We start from the raw sequence: 19,141 nt of genomic DNA on the forward strand, positions 1-19,141 counted from the left end.
AGATTAGCGTAGCTCAACAGGAACGGCAAATACTATGTTCTCTTCTTCACCAGGATTTTCAACAACTTGATTACCACCTAATTCTTTTAAACGAGTAATAACCTGTTGAACTAAAACTTCTGGCGCAGATGCCCCAGCAGTCACACCTACGGCATTTACATTGTTAAACCAATCCGCTTCAACATTACTTGCATCATCAATTAAATAAGCAGTGGTGCCCATTTTGTCAGCAAGCTCACGTAAACGATTTGAGTTAGAACTATTTTTAGCCCCTACTACAAGCAGTACATCCACTTTATCAGCTAAGTCACGAACCGCATCTTGACGGTTTTGCGTAGCATAACAAATGTCGTCTTTGCGCGGGCCATCAATGGCCGGAAACTTAGTACGTAGTGCATCAATCACATCTGCCGTATCATCAACAGATAACGTGGTCTGGCTACAGTAAAAAAGGTTTTCAGGGTTTTTAACAGATAAAACGGCAACATCTTCAGGGGTTTCTACTAAGTAAATACCGCCCGCTTCGTTGTTGTACTGACCCATAGTACCTTCAACCTCAGGATGGCCATGGTGACCAATCAATACACACTCAATACCTTTACGGCTGGCTCGTGTTACTTCCATATGTACTTTTGTTACCAGTGGGCAGGTTGCATCGAACACTTTAAGGTCGCGACGTTTTGCTTCACTTCGAACGGCTTGCGAAACACCATGCGCACTGAAGATAACAATACTATCGTCAGGAACCTGATCTAGCTCTTCAACAAAAACTGCACCGCGATTTTTTAAGCCATCAACAACATATCGATTGTGAACGACTTCATGACGCACATAGATTGGCTTTTCAAAGATATCGAGTGCGCGCTCCACAATACTAATTGCACGGTCGACACCAGCGCAAAAACCACGTGGATTCGCTAATAAAATATCCATTAACCTGTTACCTCTAAAATATCAACTTCAAAGGTTAAGCGCTGCCCTGCAAGTGGGTGATTAAAGTCAATTGTGACCGACTCACCTTGAACTTCACGAACAAGACCGGGTAACTCAGTGCCATCAGGCTGAGTAAAGGCAATAATATTACCTACTTCAGCAGGGGTATCTGCACCAAACTTACTGCGATCCACATAATAAATGTTATCTGGATTTGGCTGACCAAATGCATCTTCAGGCTCTAATGCAAATGACTTGCTGTCACCGGCGGCTAAACCTAGTAAACATTTTTCAAAGTTTTCTGTCAGGCTACCATCACCCATTCGCAATTTTGCAGGTTTATTGTGTACCTTAGTTGAGTCGGCTGCAGAGCCATCTTCTAACTTAATTGAGAAATGAAAGATCACTTCAGAGTTTTCACCAATTACAGCTTGGCTCATGCTTGTTGCTCCTTCGGACTTTCGCCTGTGAAGGCATCAAATAATAGTAATGCGGCACCGATACAAATTGCGCAATCGGCAATATTGAAAACAGGAAAGTGCCAGTTTTCGTAATATACATGCAAAAAGTCAATAACATAGCCATAAGCAATGCGGTCATACAAATTGCCAATTGCACCGGCTAATACTAACGCATATGCAGAACATAATACCTTGTTCGTCGCGGGTAAGCGTTTAAGCCACCATACTAAAAGTACACTGATCGTTACCGCTATTATGCTAAAAAACCAACGCTGCCAACCACCTGAATCACTTAAAAAGCTAAATGCCGCACCATAGTTATGTACGTATGTAAAATTAAAGAAAGGCAGAATATCTATCGACTCTTTGTAGGCCATGGTATTAACAACAAGTGTTTTTGTCGCATGGTCTACTACTAAAAGTAGTAGACTCAGCCATAGCCAAACTAAGCCACTTTTTCCGGCTAGTTTGCTCACAAACAACTCCTACGCGAACTGACGCTGTTCACCATCGCCGTCAACATTGCTAACACAACGACCACAGATTTCAGGGTGCGCTGGCTCTGCACCTACATCATCACAGTAATGCCAACAACGCTCACATTTTTCAGCGATTGTTGCAGCAACTTTAATGAATAAACCATCAATTTCTGTAGCTTGAGTACCTTCAGGCTGTGCTGTCACAGTTTCAACAGTTACGCCCGAAGTTAATAGCACAAAGCGCAACTCATCACCTAACGCAGCTAATTTCGAACTTAGCTCTTCACCTGCGTAAATACTTACGTTTGCTTGTAATGTTGCACCAATGATTTCTTCTTTACGAGCCGCTTCTAGTACACGGTTTACTTCATCACGAACATTAAGGATTGTTAACCAATCATCGTTGCTGAACTTACCTTGTGAAGAGGCTTGTAAACCATCATACCAAACTGAAGTGAACACAAAATTATCACGTTCGCCTGGTAATGCTTCCCAAATTTCTTGTGCAGTAAAGCTTAAAATCGGTGCCATCCAACGCGTCATTGCTTCAGCAATGTGGTAAAGCGCAGTTTGACATGAACGACGGGCATGGCTATCGCTTTTCGCTGTGTATTGACGATCTTTGATTACGTCTAAGTAGAACGAACCAAGTTCACCAGTACAGAAGTTCATTAGCTTTTGCGTTACAAGCAGCATTTGATACTTATCGTAAGCCGCTAAAATTTCATCTTGAAGCTCAGCTGCACGGCCCACAATCCAACGATCAAGCTCAACCATGTCTTCAATCGCAACTTTATCAGTTTTTGGATCAAAACCATTAAGGTTCGCAAGTAAGTAACGGCTTGTGTTACGAATACGACGGTAACGGTCAGCAGAACGTTTAAAGATTTCATCAGATACAGTCATTTCTGCTGTAAAGTCAGTTGATGCAACCCATAAACGTAAGATGTCAGCACCTAGTTTGTTCATCACGTTTTGTGGCGAAATTACATTGCCTAATGATTTAGACATTTTGCGGCCGTTTTCATCAACTGTGAAACCATGTGTTAACACTTGCTTATATGGCGCATGACCATTGATAGCAACCGATGTCATCATTGACGACATAAACCAACCACGGTGTTGATCAGAACCTTCTAAGTAAAGATCAGCAGGACCGGTTAAATCTTCACGTGCATCAACCACACATGCGTGAGTCACACCTGAGTCAAACCATACATCTAACGTATCTTGTACTTTCATGTATTGCTCAGCGTCATCGCCAAGTAAGGTTGCAGGGTCTAAGTCATACCAAGCTTGAATACCTGATTTCTCAACCAGTTTTGCGGCTTCTTCGATTAGCTCTTGCGTATTTGGGTGAAGCGCACCTGTGTCTTTATCAACAAATAATGCAATTGGCACACCCCATGTACGTTGACGTGAAATACACCAATCAGGACGGCCTTCAACCATGTTTGCAATGCGGCTCTCGCCCCACTCAGGTAACCACTCAGTCTTTTTGATTTCGTTTAATGAATCTTGACGAAGGTTAGCTTGATCCATACTTACGAACCACTGTGGCGTAGCACGGAAGATAATAGGTGTTTTATGACGCCAGCAATGTGGGTAGCTATGTGTAAGCGCATGATGGTGTAATAACGCATTGTTTTCAGTTAATACGTCAATCACGCTCGCATTTGCTTTAAATACGTGCTGACCAGCAAACATCGGTGTGTCAGGTAAGTAAACACCGTTTGCACCAACAGGGTTAGCAACTTCTAAACCATAAGCAAGACCTGCCGCGAAATCCTCTTGACCGTGACCAGGCGCAGTATGAACAACACCAGTACCAGAATCAGTCGTTACGTGATCAGCAACAATTACAGGCACTGTGAAGTCATAGAACGGGTGAGCAACCTGTAAATTCTCAAGTGCCGCACCTTTTACATAACCTAGTACATGGTAATGCTTAAAGCCATAACGGTCCATTGCATCTTTTACTAGCTCTGAACCTAAAATTAAACGCTGCTGTGCGCCTTCGTCATCAACTTGAACAAGGGCATATTCAAGCTTTTCGTGAACTGCTACTGCACGGTTAGCTGGTAATGTCCAAGGTGTAGTTGTCCAGATAACAGTACTAACTGCACCGCTACCTTCATGGCCTTCGGCAAGTTCAAACGCATTAATTACTGCCTCTTGATCAGCAAATTCAAAACGCACATCGATTGCTGGTGACTGTTTATCTTGGTATTCAACCTCTGCTTCAGCAAGTGCTGAACCACAATCTGTACACCAGTGAACAGGCTTAGCACCTTTATGTAAGTGACCATTTTTAATGATGCGACCAAGTACGCGAATAGCATTCGCTTCAAAGTCAAAGTTCATTGTTAGGTAAGGCTTGTCCCAATCACCAAACACACCAAGACGTTTGAAGTCTGTTTTTTGACCTTCAACTTGTTTCTTAGCGTATTCGCGACACTTTTCACGGAACTCAGCAGCAGACACTTTCACACCTGGCTTGCCTACCTTCTTCTCAACCATTAACTCAATTGGTAAACCGTGACAGTCCCAACCAGGCACATAAGGTGCATCAAAGTCAGACAAGGTTTTTGACTTAACAATAATATCTTTAAGAATTTTGTTTACCGAGTGGCCTAAATGGATATCACCGTTTGCATACGGAGGGCCGTCATGCAAAATGAAGGTTTTTTTACCTTTTTTAGCGCTGCGAATTTGACCATAAAGATCGTCTTCATACCATGTCTTAAGCATCTTTGGTTCACGTTGAGCCAAATTGCCGCGCATTGGAAACGCTGTTTCCGGTAAATTCAAAGTATGTTTGTAGTCGCTCATTAATCCTACTTTCCGTATCGGCTACCTAATTTAAACCAAAACACTGCTTAGCGGCGGTCACATCATCTGCAATCTGCGCCGTCAGTTGTGTTAATGTCTCGAATTTTTTCTCATCGCGAAGCTTTTTAATTAGCTCCACGTGCATAAATTGTCCGTAAATGTCTTGCGCAAAGTCGAACAGATGAACCTCTAACAAAGCGCGTGTTCCATTAAATGTGGGTTTGTTGCCAATATTTGCAACCCCAAATAATTCTTTTTCGCCAACTTTTGCTCGTACCGCGAACACCCCATTTACAGGGCATACTTGGCGTTTTAATGCTATATTGGCCGTTCTGAACCCTAATTCACGACCTTTTGCCCAGCCATGAATAACACGTCCAGAAATTGCATAACCATGACCTAACATGGTTTTTGCGTCTTCTAATTGCCCTGCAGCAAGTGCCTGGCGAATAAGAGTACTGCTCACTCTATCATTGAGCCTGCGAAAACTCGCAGTACTTTTCACATCCATGTTTAACTCAGCACCCATGGCTTTAAGCAACGCAAAATCACCACGGCGCCGCTTTCCAAAGCAAAAGTCATCGCCTACAGTCAGAGCTTTTACACCTAACTTATCAACCAATACTTGGCTTACAAACTGCTCTGCTTCCATATTGGCAAATTGCTGATTGAAGCTAATGCAAATCACTCGCTCCACTCCCAATTTAGCAAGTAAGCTAAGCTTATCACGTAGTCGAGTTAAACGCGCTGGAGCATTATCTTTAGCAAAAAATTCTTGTGGCTGAGGCTCAAATAACATCACGGTACTTGGCAATTGATGCTTTTCTGCGTCTTGCAGCAAGCCTTTAATCACTTCTGCATGACCTAAGTGCACACCATCAAAATTACCAATGGTCAACACACAGCCATAATGCTGCGCGCGAATATTGTGAATACCTCTAATTAACTCCATGCCACCTTTTTGCCTTTATCAGCGAGCCCAAAACATTGATATCGGGCTTGAAGCGCCGATTATAATCTTTTTTTTAGTTTGATTCAGTAGTTGCAACACTTTTTATCGTATTTAGTCGCACGCCTAAAATGAATAAGGCTGCAAAATATACAAAAACCGCCAACACTAATAACCCGCCCAACAACAACACTTGCTCAGTAAAGTGCCAAGTTTGCCACATAAATTGCTGGCCTACGTACCACACAGACGCAGCCATTAATAAACTTGAAAACAAACACTTAAAGGTAAAACCAAGGCTCATCGCAGAAAACTGATAGACCCCTTCTTTACGTAATTGATGATACAACAAATAAGCATTACAACTAGCCGACATTGATGTGGCCAAAGCCAGACCTAAATAACCAATAAATGGTGCCAACATAATGTTAAACACCATGTTTAAAACCAGAGTTTTAATACCAATTTTAACGGGGGTTTTTGTATCTTGACGCGAATAAAAGCCTGGTGCTAGCACTTTGATTAGCATAAAACTAACTAATCCCACTGAATAAGCCATCACACCGTAGCTCACCGCTTGGACATGATCAATTTCACCGTCCTGAAACGCGCCGTGGTCAAATAAAACCGTAATAATAAGCGGGCTAATTACCATTAAACCAAACATGGCAGGCAAGCCTAAGAAAATAACAAACCTTACCCCCCAATCAAGGGTCAGCTGAAAATCTTTTGTACTTTTTGTGCTATGTAATTTTGACAATGCAGGCAATATGACCGTTGCGATACCAATACCAAATAAGCCTAGAGGAAACTCAATCAATCGGTCTGAGTAATAAAGCCAAGCGATAGAGCCTGTCATTAACATAGAGGCAATCATGGTATCGAGTAACAAGTTTATTTGGCTTATCGAAACGCCAAACAAGGCAGGTAGCATGAGCTTTCTAACTTTTTTGACGTTTTCATCTTGCCACCCCCATTTAGGGCGGCTCAGCATGCGGGCACGATACAAAAACGGCAACTGGAACAGTAACTGAACTAGACCACCCACAAATACGCCGATGGCAAGCGCATACGCCCCCACCGAAAACTTATCATGTAGAAAAATAGCGCAAGTAATAATTGATACGTTTAAAAGTACGGGTGTAAAAGCGGCAACGGCAAAGCGATTATATACGTTCATGACCGCGCCGCTCAGGGCAACCAAACTCACAAAAAATAAATACGGGAAAGTCAGTTTTAACAGCGCACTGGCAAGAACGAACTTTTCGGCATTTTCGCCGCCTTGCCACCAATCAATAAACCAGCCAGTACCAAATAATGCGGCAATGACAGGCGAGGCAACCACACCAAATAGAGTAACCGCTAATAAAATGGTACCCAAAGTACCGGCAGCTTGAGCAACAAACAACCTGACCTTATCATCGCCTTGCTGTTCTTTTATCTCAGATAGAACAGGTACAAATGCTTGTGCAAAAGCGCCTTCTGCAAATAAGCGACGTAAAAAATTAGGAATTCGATTGGCAAACAAAAAAACATCCGCTGCGGCACTTGCACCCAGTAAATTAGCCACTACAGCATCTCGCACCAATCCTAAAATACGCGAAATCATTGTCATAGCACTGACTATCATTCCGGAACGAAATAATCCTTTTGCCACCTTAAACCCGTTATCAAAAATCTTATAAGATGGGCGATTATGCCTAAAATATCTTTAAAGCACTAGGCTCGAACCCGACCCTTTGTTACAATAGCGATATTAACTGCTAAAGCGGCAAATTGATGTTCGTTATAAGGAGCAGTTTTTCTTGAGATGTCAAAATTTCGTTGACATTCATGATAAAAACAGGCATATTCCACGGCCTTTAAATTAAGCTTATTTTAAGATTGTTAGGAGCAAACCTTGGCTAACATCAAGTCTGCAAAAAAACGCGCTATTACGAGCGAAAAAAATCGTCAACATAACGCAAGCCGTCGTTCAATGATGCGCACTTACTTCAAAAAAGTAGTTGCTGCAATTGAAGCGGGCGACAAAGAAGCTGCACAAGCGGCATTCGCTGTTGCAACACCTATCCTAGACCGTTACGCAACTAAAGGTCTAATCCACAAGAACAAAGCAGCTCGTCATAAGAGCCGTTTAGCAGCTAAAATCAAAGCGCTATAATTTGTTTTTGATGAATATAAAAAAACCGGCTTTTGCCGGTTTTTTTTTATCTTAATGTTTTTCAGATAACTGCTATGCAATCTCTAAATCGGGGTAAAACTTTTTCAGCATTGCCGCGATCTTCTTTGGGGTAAAAGGCTTTACAACGAAACCTTTGGCGCCCTTTTCAATCGCTTCTTTAACATTTTCCACTGTTGAATGTGCAGACACCATAACAACATTTGCTTCAGGTGAAATATCATTTATCTGTGAGATGATTTCCTTACCGTCACCGTCAGGTAGTTCAATATCTAAAAAGATAATATTAAACTCCTTCTCTTTGCACGCGCTTAAACACTGCGCTGCTGTGGATGCCTCTCGAACATTATCGATACCTAGGTGCATAAGCGTTTGGTTTAAAAAGCTACGCACGGTGCCAACATCGTCCACGATAAGAATTGAAAGCTGCGTGTCCATACTATTCCTCTAATCTTTAAAGATAACACTTATTGCTAATACAATATTAACTTAAATAAATAATTTACGCTTTGAATTTGACTATTATATCAAAAACTTCGTTATAATCTCATTATAGAGAGCTATATATAAAAGGCCAGATAAGCTTTATGTCTAATAAAATAAAAAAACAATCTTTGCTTGGTAAAACACCTGAACGAAAAAAACCAACACAAGCAAAGCGACAAAGACCAGTAAACCAACAACAAGCACGCGCACAAGCCGCGCAGCAAAGCATTCCTGAAATCGAGCTTAAAAAAAGTAAAGCACGTTGGTATACACTCGCAGCGGTTGTATTAATTCTACTAATTACACCAAAACCTATTTTAATCACCTATGAAAAGCTTGGTATGGTATCTCAGAGTGTGTTCTGGCCAGGCATTTTTGGCTATGGAGCAAACTTATTTGATTCAACCCTCAGTCCCCGTGCAGACCTAAGTCGTAACGTTATTTATCTTTGCCAAGATAAGCGTAAACCAGACACTTGCCAGAAGTACCGTGTGACAGATAAAAGTGGTTTCTTCGCAGCAATGAAAAAACTAACAATAGATTAAAAAAACTAATCTGAAAATTAAAAATTACTTGGTTGAAAGCTGTGTAAAAGATCACCATAATGGCGCTCCTTTTTCAACACAGATATGAATTGATACGACCATGGTAAACGAGCTAGATTGGCTTTTAAACTTAACGCTACTTGCCCTAGGATTAGGTGCATTTTTTATTAACCAGCTGACATTACTACGTTTTGCAGCGATCAGCGCGTGTAGTTTATTGTTTCTATCATTTAGCTTAGATCTAATGTCGTCAAGTGTTATCTCGAATATGAGCTTAGTGTTGATCAATACATTTTATTTATTCAAGGTCTATACATTTGGCCAACTGAATATCAATCAAGGTTAATCTTCTCCTAAGATAAATTGATAGAATAGGCTATCCCATCTATCATCTTTTCTGCCCAAGCAGCATTCTGTTTGGGCTTTTTTTTGCTTACAAGATGACTGAACTGAGATACCATATTAGTCGTATATAAATAATTTGGAGGTGCACTGTGTCATTTAACGACTTCGACTTATTTCTTTCGTCAATGGAAGACGTAAAACCTCTTAAGCATGACACTGTTCAATTTGATTCCATGAAACAAGGCCCTTCACTAGCGCAACAAGAAAAACGTAAAGCAGCTGAGTGTGATTTAGCAATTGATGAAAACTATTTACGCAGTGAGTTTGTTGAGCTGTTAGATCCCCATGCCATATTGGCATTTAAAAAAGATGGTGTACAAGGCCAAGTATATAAAAATCTGCGTTTAGCTAAATATCAACTTGATGCCACGCTTGATTTGCATGGTCAGCCTCTTCAACGAGCTCGCAGCACGCTTTTAAATTTTATTGATGACTGCCACAAACGAAATATTCGTGTCGTGCTTATACGTCACGGCATTGGTATCAAAAATAAATCACAACCAGGTATTTTAAAAAGCTATACCAATAAGTGGCTACAAGAAATTCCAGCAGTTTTAGCGTTTCATAGTGCCCTTAAGCATCATGGTGGTAGCGGTGCAACGTATGTGATGATTAAAAAGTCAGACGAGAAGAAACACGAGAACAGAGAAATCCATTCAAAAAGAAGTTAATAGAAAAAGCGATTGAAGTGCAGCATTAAAACATGCTGCACATACTCACTGAGATTGGTTGGTTATGATTTGCTAACTTCAGTGGCCTGAGCTGGCTGCTCCGATGCATTAGCTTGATTAAACCATGCTGAAACACCAAGAACGATAACTGACACTACGACCAGACTAAATTTAGCTCCACCTTGATTAGATTTCATAACGCCTCTTTTTTATTGTTGTTTTTTTATTGAGCAACAACAGAATAACAAAGTTACAGATGTTAACAAGGTGTTTATTAAACTAATTTGTAATTTGTCAATAACCTTTTGTTCTATCAATCTGATTCATTAGGTTTTTACCTTCGATTAGTCTCTTTACATTATCTGAAATTTGCAAAGTAACTGACTCTATATCTGACAATGCAGCACAGTGTGGGGTTAAGGTCACTTTGTCATGAGACCAATAAGGGTGTGTGTTAGGCAAAGGCTCTTCGCTAAGCACATCTAGCGTAGCGCCACGTAATTGCTCATTATCAAGTGCCTCGAGTAAATCTTCATCAACGACATGTTTGCCTCTGGCAACATTAATTAGTACCGTATGGCTTTGCAGTTTGCTAATGAGTGATTTATTTATAATGCCTTGAGTGTGCTGACTAAGTGGTAGTAAGCAAACGAGATAATCAATTTGACCAAGCATGTCATCTAATCCATGCTGTGTGTAATACGTGTCCACCTCAGAATCATGTTTTTCACTATTAGACCAAGCGCTCACTTTAAAGCCATTTGCAAGTAAGCGCTTAGCACAAGCTTTGCCTAGTTCACCATAACCTAAAATACCCACATGTTGCTGTGAATACGCTCGCTTTGGCTTCCAACTGCCGGCTGATTGTTTTAAATAATACTCTTTAAGCCTAAGCTTGTGTGCCAATACATGGGTCAACACATACTCTGCCATATCATTAGCCAGGTTATCATCAACAATTCTAACAACGGGAACATGTGCAGCAATCTTAGTTAAATCAATGCTATCAACACCCGCCCCAAAAGAAGAAACGGCTTTTAAATTTACTAATTTTGGCCATAAATCAGCGGGCGCATTCCAAGCAAGCACAAATTCAACCGCTTCGTAATCAGTACACTCTGACCAAAGCTGTACCTTGACCTCTGGTAATAAAGCTTGCAGCTTAGTAATTAATTGGCTGCAATCTCGGCCTGTTATAGCCACAAGTAAAATCATTGTCTTCTCCATTTTGCCTCGTACTCAAAGCGCTCATTAAAAAGTCACACAACTGCAACCTAACTGTCACAGCAAACTCTTAACCTAATTTCATCGCTAAATGCGCTTAAGATTGAGGTGTGTATGATCAGTGTTGATAAAGTAATAGAAGCAAACTTACCACAGTTAGAAAATTCACCAAAAGTAAAAGGCTTAGTAAAAAAAGGCCTGGGTTATTTATTACATGAGCAAGAGTTTGTTGCCTTTGGTGATGCATACCCACACTTACAAGGACTTGAGTTTGTAGAGCAGGTGCTCGAAGAGCTAGACTTTGACACACGCTACAAGCCAAAGCAAATGGAGCATATACCTAGTGAAGGCAATATTATTATTGTGGCAAACCACCCAATTGGTTCACTCGATGCATTAGCGCTAATAAAAGTCTTATCAACTGTGCGCCCTGACTTAAAGGTTGTTGCAAACCGCATGCTAATGTCTATCACCCCAATGCACTCGTTGCTACTACCCGTTGATAACCTCTCTGGTACGAGTAAAAAGAAAGAACTTGCTAATATCCAACAGCACTTAAAATCAGACGGTGCGTTATTAATTTTCCCTGCAGGCGAGGTATCGCGATTAAGTCCAACGGGAATTAAAGACTGTAAATGGAACAGTGGTTTTTTACGTATGGCAAAAAAAGCTAACGCGCCTATTTTACCTATTTACATCAAAGCGAAAAACAGCCCGCTATTTTACGGCACCTCAATGATTTATAAACCATTAGCCAGTTTGTTATTGGTCAAAGAGATGTTTAAACAACGACAAAAATCATTAGAGTTTGAAATTGGTGCATCTATCCCACCTGAGTCATATTTAATCGAGAATTTAAAAGATAAAGAAATAGCTCAGCTGATAAGAAAGCAACTGTATCGACTTATTACTAAAAAACCTCTGCCGTTAAAAACACAAACCCCCATAGCCAGCCCAGAAGCGACTAAAGACCTTAAAAAAGCCATTGAGGAGTGTGAATTATTAGGTGAAACCTCTGATGGAATGAAAATTTACTTATATCAATACTGTGGCAGCTCGCCGATTTTTCGTGAGCTAGGCCGACTTCGTGAAATTGCGTTTCGCGCAGTCGGTGAAGGCAGTGGTAAACGCCGAGATATAGATAAATACGACATGGATTATCAACACCTTGTACTATGGGATGCCAAACAACTTGAACTAGTTGGCGCATATCGACTTGCCTGCGCACAAGACATCATAGAAAAACATGGCCGCAAAGGTTTATATACCGATAGCCTATTTAGCTACAGCGATGATATGGCACCGTATTTAGAAAAAGGTATAGAGCTTGGTCGAAGCTTCGTGCAACCCAAATACTGGGGCAGAAAGAGCCTAGATTATTTGTGGTTTGGCATCGGCGCATTCGTTAACCGTTACCCGCAATACCGCTATTTGTTTGGCGCGGTTAGTGTGTCAAATGCACTACCCGAGCAAGCTAAATCGCTACTAGTTCATTATTACCAACATTATTATGGTGCTAAACAAGTGTTAGCAATCCCCAATAATGAATATCGTCATACAGAATCACAAAAAGCACAATGTGCTCAGTTATTTTCTGGTAATGATATTAAAGAAGACTTTGTTGAACTTAAACATGTGCTTGCCAATATCGGCGCACAGGTCCCAACCCTATTCAAACAATACACTGAACTTTGCGAGCCAGGCGGCGTACAGTTTTTAAGTTTTAGCATCGACCCTGAGTTTAATAATTGCATTGATGGATTAGTACTTGTCGACTTAGATAAAGTAAAAGCCAGTAAAGCCAAAAGGTATTTGGGACAGACACGCTAATAGTCATTAAAAAATAAGTCGGCATGTTCGCCGACTTTTTCTTTTTTAACTAAATATATTTCTAAGCGCAGCTAAATATATTTGCTCAATAGTTTTTAAGTCTACTATGGGTACGTGTTCATTAACTTGATGAATGGTATGGTTTCGCACGCCACATTCAATCACTTGCGTGTGCTCATTGGCAAAAAACCGACCATCGGATGTGCCACCACTTGTACTAAGCATTGGAAAGCTGCCAGTGATTTCATGCACGGCTTGTTCAAGCTGCTGCAACAAGCAATTACTTGCTTGATGCAGGGTATAAAATGATTCACACGGACGCTCCCAAACAAGCGTTAGCTGCGATGCTAAATCAGCCAATGCAAATTGAATTTCTTCTTTAACATCTTTGCTTTTATAGCCATGACTATAACGCACGTTAAAGGTGAGCTCACACTGAGCAGGAACAAGGTTATCGACCACATTGGCAATATTAATTCCGGTTACTTGCAGTGTTGTTGCCGAGCTAGCTTCATCTTTGTGCCAGCTAATTGCCATTAAGCGCTTTACAACCTCGGCACTTAAATGTGCTGCGTTTATGGTGTTTTCTGGATAGGCAACATGCCCTGCTTTACCTTGAATAGATAATCGTGCAGAGAGGGCACCCCGCCTGCCATTTTTTATGGTATCACCCACATGCTGATGGCTTGTTGGCTCGCCAACGAGACAACCATCAAGCACAACACCTTGTTTGGCAAGACGTTCAGCAATCAGTAAAGAGCCATATTCAGCCTCGCCCTCTTCATCTGAGGTAATTAACCAGTAAAATGTGCCGCGTTTATTGCTATTTTGCGCTAAAAACCGTTTGGTTGCGCAAAGCATAGCGGCAACGCCGCCTTTCATATCTGCTGCGCCACGACCATAGACACTGCCATCCACTATCTCACCACTAAATGGATCAACTCGCCAATCACCTTGCGCTGCAGGTACCACATCAATATGACCTGAAAAAGCAACGATAGGGCCTTCGCCAAAAGTGATTTTAGCAATTAAATTAGTAACATGATTAAAACTAAATACCTCACAATCAAAGCCTAGCTGGCTTAAATTACTTTCGAGCCAGTCAATTGCCCCAGCTTGCTCGGGCGTTACCGATTTAAATCGGATCAAGGTTTGTAATGTTTCTACCACCTCAGATTGCTCTGATAGGTGCGTTGCTAACTCTGCATTTGATATCAAACTCATAATAACCCTAGTTATGTAGAAAGCTTGGGTTATTACAACGAGAGTTTATGACCGCAATATGAAACTTAAATTAATGATTTCCTTCTTCAATGAGGGTTTCTTGGGTCACCTTGGCTATGTCTTTATCTTCTTTGGTTAATTGTGTTCGTTGCCAACGACCTGCGGCGAACCAAAGATAAGTAATGATTGCCACAAGTACATTGGTGATAGCAAACGAATACCATATGCCCTGTGGTCCCAGTGAAGTATGCTTAGACAAAATATACGCTGCAGGAAATTGAATAACACATTGCGAAAGCAGTGACACAATCATCGCATTGAGCATATTTCCTGAAGCCCTAAATGCAGCAACAACACAAAGCTGCACGCCTATTCCGCCCCAAGTTAAGCACATGACGCGAATGAACTCTGCGCCACCAGCGATCACAGACTCATCATCAGGAATAAAAAAAGCCACCAAGTATTCAGCAAATACATAAGCTAAAACGCCCACTAATGTCAGGCCTAGCAGCCCCCAAAGCGCGGCTAAACGTGTTATTTGTGCTGCACGCTGCGGGTTTCCTGCTCCCATGTTTTGACCTACCAAGGTAGAAACGGCCATTGAAAGACCCATTGCCGGGATCATCACCATTTGCAAAATATTAGAGCCAACACCATAAGAGGCAATGGTGTGCGTACCAAAGCTGGCAACCAAAAACGACATAATAATTAACCCAAAGGCTCTTGCAGAGAGTTCAACCGAGCCAGGAGCCCCTAAAAAGAACGCTTGTTTCATATATTGCCAATCTGGTTTGAAGCTAGAGAGTTTAAGTTGAATGCCGTGACGGCCTCGCAAAAATACCCAAACGCCTATTAATGCCGCTAAACTTTGCGTAATGAGAGTGGCTAATGCAGCCCCCATTACGCCAAAACCAGAGAAATCACCAAATCCAAAAATCAGTAAAGGGTCGAGCACAAAATTGAGTAAAACAGTACCGCTAACAATATACAGTGGCACCTTAGTTTGCCCGATGCCACGCATTAAAGCCTGAAACATGGCATAAATAAACACAAACACAACACCAATGAAAGATACATGCATAAACTTAAGCGCATCACCAAACACTTGCTCTTCAACGCCTAATAAAGTCAAAAAGTAAGGCGATAACACATAACCTATTAAACCAAGTATGGTTGCGGTAATTGTCACCATTAACATGGTTTGAGCAGCAACATGGTTTACCTTATCTTGCTGGCCAGCTCCCATATATTGAGCAGATAAAATGGCTCCCGCCATTGCCAACCCTGAGCCAATAGCAATAACTAAAAAAGTAACCGGCATACTGACAGAAACGGCAGCTACTTGCTCTGCCCCCAAGCGCCCTACCCAAAAAGCATCGGTTAACTGATAAGCAGACTGCAAAATATTAATTAAGATGATCGGGATACCTAATTTAAGTAACGCTTTTGAAATCGAGCCATGAAGAAATAAATGCTGGGGATCAGCCATGAAACACACCTAATAAACTAATAACATCGTTAGTTTAACAGCCGCAAATGAACATAAAGTCAATGAGAGTCAATCTTTTTTTCGCTGTACCCGTTTAAAAACTTAATCTAAATCAATAAATGGCTTCACTTAGTTCAAACATTTTTGAAACTTTGATCTAGAACAGGTTTTGTCCCCTCCAACTTAGTAATAATAGCCTCAACCAAATAAGACAAGTAGTTCGCGGAGAACAACATGAAAACCAAATTAAGCATTGCATTACTTACTTCACTATTAGCACTCTCTCCTGTTGCAAACGCAAACTTAAGCGTGAACGTGGGTGCTATTAACGTAAACCCTGACAACGATAGCTCAAAAATCAATGAAGCTCCGGCACTAGGCTTACGCGCAGATGATGACACGCAATTAGGTATTACTATAGATTATGCACTAGACGATAACTGGGTTCTTGAGTTAGTTGCTGCAACGCCATTTAGTCATGATGTTCAAGGTGCTGGAGGCTTAGCTGGTAATAAGATTGCTAAAATTAAACACTTACCACCAACTTTCCTAGCACAATATCACTTTTTTGATGCAACCTATAAATTCCGTCCATTTGTAGGTGTAGGCGTAAACTATACAGTTTTCTTTGATGAAGAGCCTTCAGCTGCACTAAAAGCAACATTAGGTACTGACGACGTAGAAGTCAAACTAGACGACTCATTTGGCTTTGCAGCTCAAGCTGGTTTCAACTACATGATGAGTGAAAACTGGGGTCTACATGGCATGGTTTCACTTATTGATATCGATACAGATGCAACTGTATATGCTGGCGGCTCGAAAGCACTAACATCAACAGTAGAAATTGACCCTGTCGTTGCTATGTTTGGTATTAAATACAAATTCTAACTTTCATTTTGTGAAAGCCCATACGCACAAAAAGGCCATTAAATGGCCTTTTTTATTTGTTCCCACTCTAGAAAAACCTGCAACACGAACTTGATTCTCGCTCAGGTTCAACCAACTAATCAATTTAGACTACACTATAAAAATAACCCATTTCTTTTTACTGGTTTTTATTTTTTGTTTATTTAACCGTTACTTATTTTACTGTTTTTCATTGCAATATCTGAATTTTCAGAGCCAAAGACGTGTTGTTCCTATTTGCTCGCGATTATAAAATGGTTGTAATAATTTTGACCTATCTAAAATAAATTAGGTGGCAGCTCGAGGTGTTAATTGAAAGTAATTGTCAATTCGTTAGTGTTGATTCTTTGCACAGCTCTAATCTCGTGCAAAGTAAAAGATCCTAGTGAAGATAAACCGCAACAACAAAAGCAAGATACAATTAGTGATCGTGAAGCGCTAATTGCGGGCACCGCTGACATCGTATTTACTATTACCAATGAAAATCAAACACCTCTCAACAATGTGAGCGTTGACGTTGCAGGTCAAGAGTACCTATCCGATGAAAATGGACGTGTTTCTATTAGCAACCTCTCTTTTGGTAATCACGCTGTTTTTATTGCACAATCAGGTTATTTCCCAAAGGCAGGTATTTTAGTAAACCAACCTAACTCTGTAACCTCACACATCCAATTAGAAACACAATCAGCAAATTCAAAAAGCTTGTTATTTGCTGGTGATACAATGTTTGGTCGACGCTTCCTAGACCCCAATTTAGAGACGATGGGCACATCTGTACCTAATGTTAACACTGCGCTCATTCGACCTGACTCAGCCCGCGAAGATAGTATCGCCATAACCACAGAAGTTGCAGCGCTCTTTAAAGCTGCTGACTTTTCATCGGTTAATCTTGAGTCACCTATTACGACAATGCCAACAACAGTTCATCCGACTAAAGAATTCAGCTTTTTCTCTTTGCCTGAATCACTGCAAAGCCTTACTGAAATTGGTATTGATTATGTTGGCCTTGGTAATAATCACATCTATGACTATTTGCAAAATGGCCTTGAAGATACACTCCTTGAAGTGTCAAATGCAGGGTTCCTAAATAGCGGTGCGGGTTTAAGTGAAACTGACGCTTTTAAAACTGTCGAGCATAACCTTGATAATGTTAATTTAGTGCTCTTTGCTGCAACTTCAATTACCGGAAAAGAACATCAATATACCTACGTTGCTGACACCAATAAAGGTGGGGCTGCTGATTTAACAAATTCAGCGGCAGTCAAAGCTGCACTTGAACAGTTAGATCCTACTGACTTTGTCATTGCACAAATGCATGGTGGTGATGAATACTCGTATACTCCATCACCTTATATAGGTAGCCGATTTGAAGTTCTTTCTTCACAAAATACTGATCTACTAATTGGCCATCACCCACACATTGCCCAAGGCTTTGCTGTATTTAATGAAATACCAGCCATATTGGGCTTGGGTAACTTTGTATTTGACCAACCCAGACTTGATACCTTATTAGGCCTTGCAGTTCTGCTGGATCTTGATACGCAAAGCCAAAAAATCACTCGTGGTTTTGCTTATCCTATTTATTTAGAAGACTATAAACCTCGATTCACCACTGGTTTTTTAAGTCACTATTTATTGAGAAGAATCGCCGAACTTTCTGATGACAATATTACGCTTGTTCCCCGAGAAAGCTACGCTGAAATATATTTTGCTGCAAATCAAGCAACAAAAAATACTCAGCAAGTGACTATCAACATTGATGCCAACACTGACATCATAGACTTGAGACAATATTCACCATCATCTGCTGCTTACGTTTCATCCATAGACGTTAATAGTGGTTCTTTAGATACGCTTTTAGTGGGCCGAGATATTATGGTCTTTGGCGATTTTGAAGATTGGGATAACGACGCAGACACCTTTGAAGTAAGTCGATGGGATCATAGCAGTGAAAGTGTGTTGCCTTGCACTGATAAGCCATTCAATGGTTTGCAAGCTCTGTGCTCAACCCGTGATAAGTTTGACAACACTCCCTCTATTATTCCATTTAGACACACTATGCGGGTTATGGAGTTAACCGACGAAACAGGTGCACTAGAGTTAAGTAAAGACTTTTCATTACTGACCTATTTGCAATCTGAAAATGGTGGTCAGCTTGAGGCCTTGCTTACTTATACAACAGAAATTGATGACCTTACCTTCGCAGAAAACCAAATTCCCGTTAGCGAAGGAGGTAATCAACCATGGCATGTTTTTAGCCATGACTTTAGTTTACCTTCTGATGAGTTAACACTTGGACCTAAAAAATTACCACCTCGTGGCGTAAAACTACAATTTAGGCACTATCCACCCAATACAGGAGAAGCGATCACGCGTCTAGATGATGTCGCAATGATCAGCTGGCAACAAAGTATCAACCTAGAAAACGGACAATGGAAGACCGATAAAATGCACGGTTTTGACTTTTTAAAAGTCAATTCAAGTAGTGAAGTGAGCTTAACGCTGACATTCACTGTACTTGATTAAGG

18 protein-coding genes are annotated in these 19,141 nt (G+C 40.9%); 7 read left to right on the forward strand and 11 right to left on the reverse strand.

Translation table 11 applies throughout. The annotated features are described in order from the left end of the window. Positions 1 to 3: 3 nt before the first annotated feature. The 6 genes from ispH to murJ all read right to left on the reverse strand — a co-directional run bounded on the left by ispH (position 4) and on the right by murJ (position 7,311). Complete coding sequence (gene ispH / locus E5N72_RS13695; RefSeq protein ID WP_135925591.1) at positions 4 to 933, reverse strand: 4-hydroxy-3-methylbut-2-enyl diphosphate reductase; 930 nt, start codon at positions 931 to 933, stop codon at positions 4 to 6. Then, positions 933 to 1,373 (reverse strand): FKBP-type peptidyl-prolyl cis-trans isomerase, encoded by a 441-nt coding sequence (gene fkpB / locus E5N72_RS13700; protein WP_135925593.1) that lies wholly within the window; start codon positions 1,371 to 1,373, stop codon positions 933 to 935. The genes ispH and fkpB overlap by 1 nt, the downstream gene beginning before the upstream one ends. Beyond that, positions 1,370 to 1,870, reverse strand: coding sequence for a signal peptidase II (gene lspA / locus E5N72_RS13705; protein ID WP_135925595.1), 501 nt, complete (start codon positions 1,868 to 1,870; stop codon positions 1,370 to 1,372). Before lspA ends, fkpB begins: the two co-directional genes overlap by 4 nt. Before the next feature lie 9 nt (positions 1,871 to 1,879). After that, positions 1,880 to 4,705: an isoleucine--tRNA ligase gene (gene ileS / locus E5N72_RS13710; RefSeq protein WP_135925598.1), complete on the reverse strand. Its 2,826-nt coding sequence runs from the start codon at positions 4,703 to 4,705 to the stop codon at positions 1,880 to 1,882. 25 nt (positions 4,706 to 4,730) lie between these two features. Further along, positions 4,731 to 5,657: a bifunctional riboflavin kinase/FAD synthetase gene (gene ribF, locus E5N72_RS13715; RefSeq protein ID WP_135925600.1), complete on the reverse strand. Its 927-nt coding sequence runs from the start codon at positions 5,655 to 5,657 to the stop codon at positions 4,731 to 4,733. A 73-nt stretch (positions 5,658 to 5,730) separates the two neighbouring features. Then, on the reverse strand, positions 5,731 to 7,311 hold the full coding sequence (murJ, locus tag E5N72_RS13720; protein ID WP_276605831.1) for a murein biosynthesis integral membrane protein MurJ: 1,581 nt from the start codon (positions 7,309 to 7,311) through the stop codon (positions 5,731 to 5,733). Positions 7,312 to 7,554: 243 nt separating this feature from the next. Here murJ and rpsT point away from each other — a divergent pair, with 243 nt between their 5' ends. Then, positions 7,555 to 7,815: a 30S ribosomal protein S20 gene (gene rpsT, locus E5N72_RS13725; RefSeq protein ID WP_036967030.1), complete on the forward strand. Its 261-nt coding sequence runs from the start codon at positions 7,555 to 7,557 to the stop codon at positions 7,813 to 7,815. Positions 7,816 to 7,887: 72 nt separating this feature from the next. On the opposite strand, the gene E5N72_RS13730 is transcribed toward rpsT, so the two are convergent. Beyond that, entirely contained in the window at positions 7,888 to 8,271 is a 384-nt protein-coding gene (locus E5N72_RS13730; protein ID WP_135925605.1) for a response regulator, read from the reverse strand. A 149-nt stretch (positions 8,272 to 8,420) separates the two neighbouring features. On the opposite strand from E5N72_RS13730, the gene E5N72_RS13735 reads away from it, so the two are divergent. From E5N72_RS13735 to smrA, 3 genes are all read left to right on the forward strand, one after another. Beyond that, complete coding sequence (locus E5N72_RS13735) at positions 8,421 to 8,864, forward strand: hypothetical protein (RefSeq protein WP_135925608.1); 444 nt, start codon at positions 8,421 to 8,423, stop codon at positions 8,862 to 8,864. Positions 8,865 to 8,964: 100 nt separating this feature from the next. Further along, on the forward strand, positions 8,965 to 9,210 hold the full coding sequence (locus E5N72_RS13740; protein WP_135925610.1) for a hypothetical protein: 246 nt from the start codon (positions 8,965 to 8,967) through the stop codon (positions 9,208 to 9,210). Positions 9,211 to 9,358: 148 nt separating this feature from the next. After that, the gene (gene smrA, locus E5N72_RS13745; protein WP_135925612.1) at positions 9,359 to 9,940 is read left to right on the forward strand and encodes a DNA endonuclease SmrA; all 582 of its coding nucleotides are present in this window, start codon (positions 9,359 to 9,361) and stop codon (positions 9,938 to 9,940) included. A gap of 62 nt (positions 9,941 to 10,002) precedes the next feature. Here the strand turns inward: smrA and E5N72_RS20820 are convergent, their stop codons facing one another. Both E5N72_RS20820 and E5N72_RS13750 read right to left on the reverse strand, forming a co-directional pair. Further along, positions 10,003 to 10,137, reverse strand: a complete 135-nt coding sequence (locus tag E5N72_RS20820; RefSeq protein ID WP_276605832.1) for a hypothetical protein — start codon at positions 10,135 to 10,137, stop codon at positions 10,003 to 10,005. Positions 10,138 to 10,234: 97 nt separating this feature from the next. Continuing rightward, entirely contained in the window at positions 10,235 to 11,155 is a 921-nt protein-coding gene (locus E5N72_RS13750; protein ID WP_135925614.1) for a glyoxylate/hydroxypyruvate reductase A, read from the reverse strand. 123 nt (positions 11,156 to 11,278) lie between these two features. Here E5N72_RS13750 and E5N72_RS13755 point away from each other — a divergent pair, with 123 nt between their 5' ends. Continuing rightward, the gene (locus tag E5N72_RS13755) at positions 11,279 to 12,994 is read left to right on the forward strand and encodes a lysophospholipid acyltransferase family protein (protein ID WP_135925617.1); all 1,716 of its coding nucleotides are present in this window, start codon (positions 11,279 to 11,281) and stop codon (positions 12,992 to 12,994) included. A 45-nt stretch (positions 12,995 to 13,039) separates the two neighbouring features. Here the strand turns inward: E5N72_RS13755 and dapE are convergent, their stop codons facing one another. Both dapE and E5N72_RS13765 read right to left on the reverse strand, forming a co-directional pair. Continuing rightward, the gene (gene dapE, locus E5N72_RS13760) at positions 13,040 to 14,218 is read right to left on the reverse strand and encodes a succinyl-diaminopimelate desuccinylase (RefSeq protein WP_135925619.1); all 1,179 of its coding nucleotides are present in this window, start codon (positions 14,216 to 14,218) and stop codon (positions 13,040 to 13,042) included. A gap of 70 nt (positions 14,219 to 14,288) precedes the next feature. After that, entirely contained in the window at positions 14,289 to 15,707 is a 1,419-nt protein-coding gene (locus E5N72_RS13765; protein ID WP_135925621.1) for an MATE family efflux transporter, read from the reverse strand. 234 nt (positions 15,708 to 15,941) lie between these two features. On the opposite strand from E5N72_RS13765, the gene E5N72_RS13770 reads away from it, so the two are divergent. Together E5N72_RS13770 and E5N72_RS13775 are read left to right on the forward strand one after the other, a co-directional pair. Next, positions 15,942 to 16,595, forward strand: a complete 654-nt coding sequence (locus tag E5N72_RS13770; protein WP_135925623.1) for an OmpW family outer membrane protein — start codon at positions 15,942 to 15,944, stop codon at positions 16,593 to 16,595. Between the two features lie 330 nt (positions 16,596 to 16,925). Continuing rightward, positions 16,926 to 19,139, forward strand: a complete 2,214-nt coding sequence (locus E5N72_RS13775; protein WP_135925625.1) for a CapA family protein — start codon at positions 16,926 to 16,928, stop codon at positions 19,137 to 19,139. Positions 19,140 to 19,141: the final 2 nt, after the last annotated feature.

Origin of the sequence: Pseudoalteromonas sp. MEBiC 03607 (genome assembly GCF_004792295.1) — a bacterium.
GTDB classification, from domain to species: Bacteria; Pseudomonadota; Gammaproteobacteria; order Enterobacterales; family Alteromonadaceae; genus Pseudoalteromonas; species Pseudoalteromonas lipolytica_C.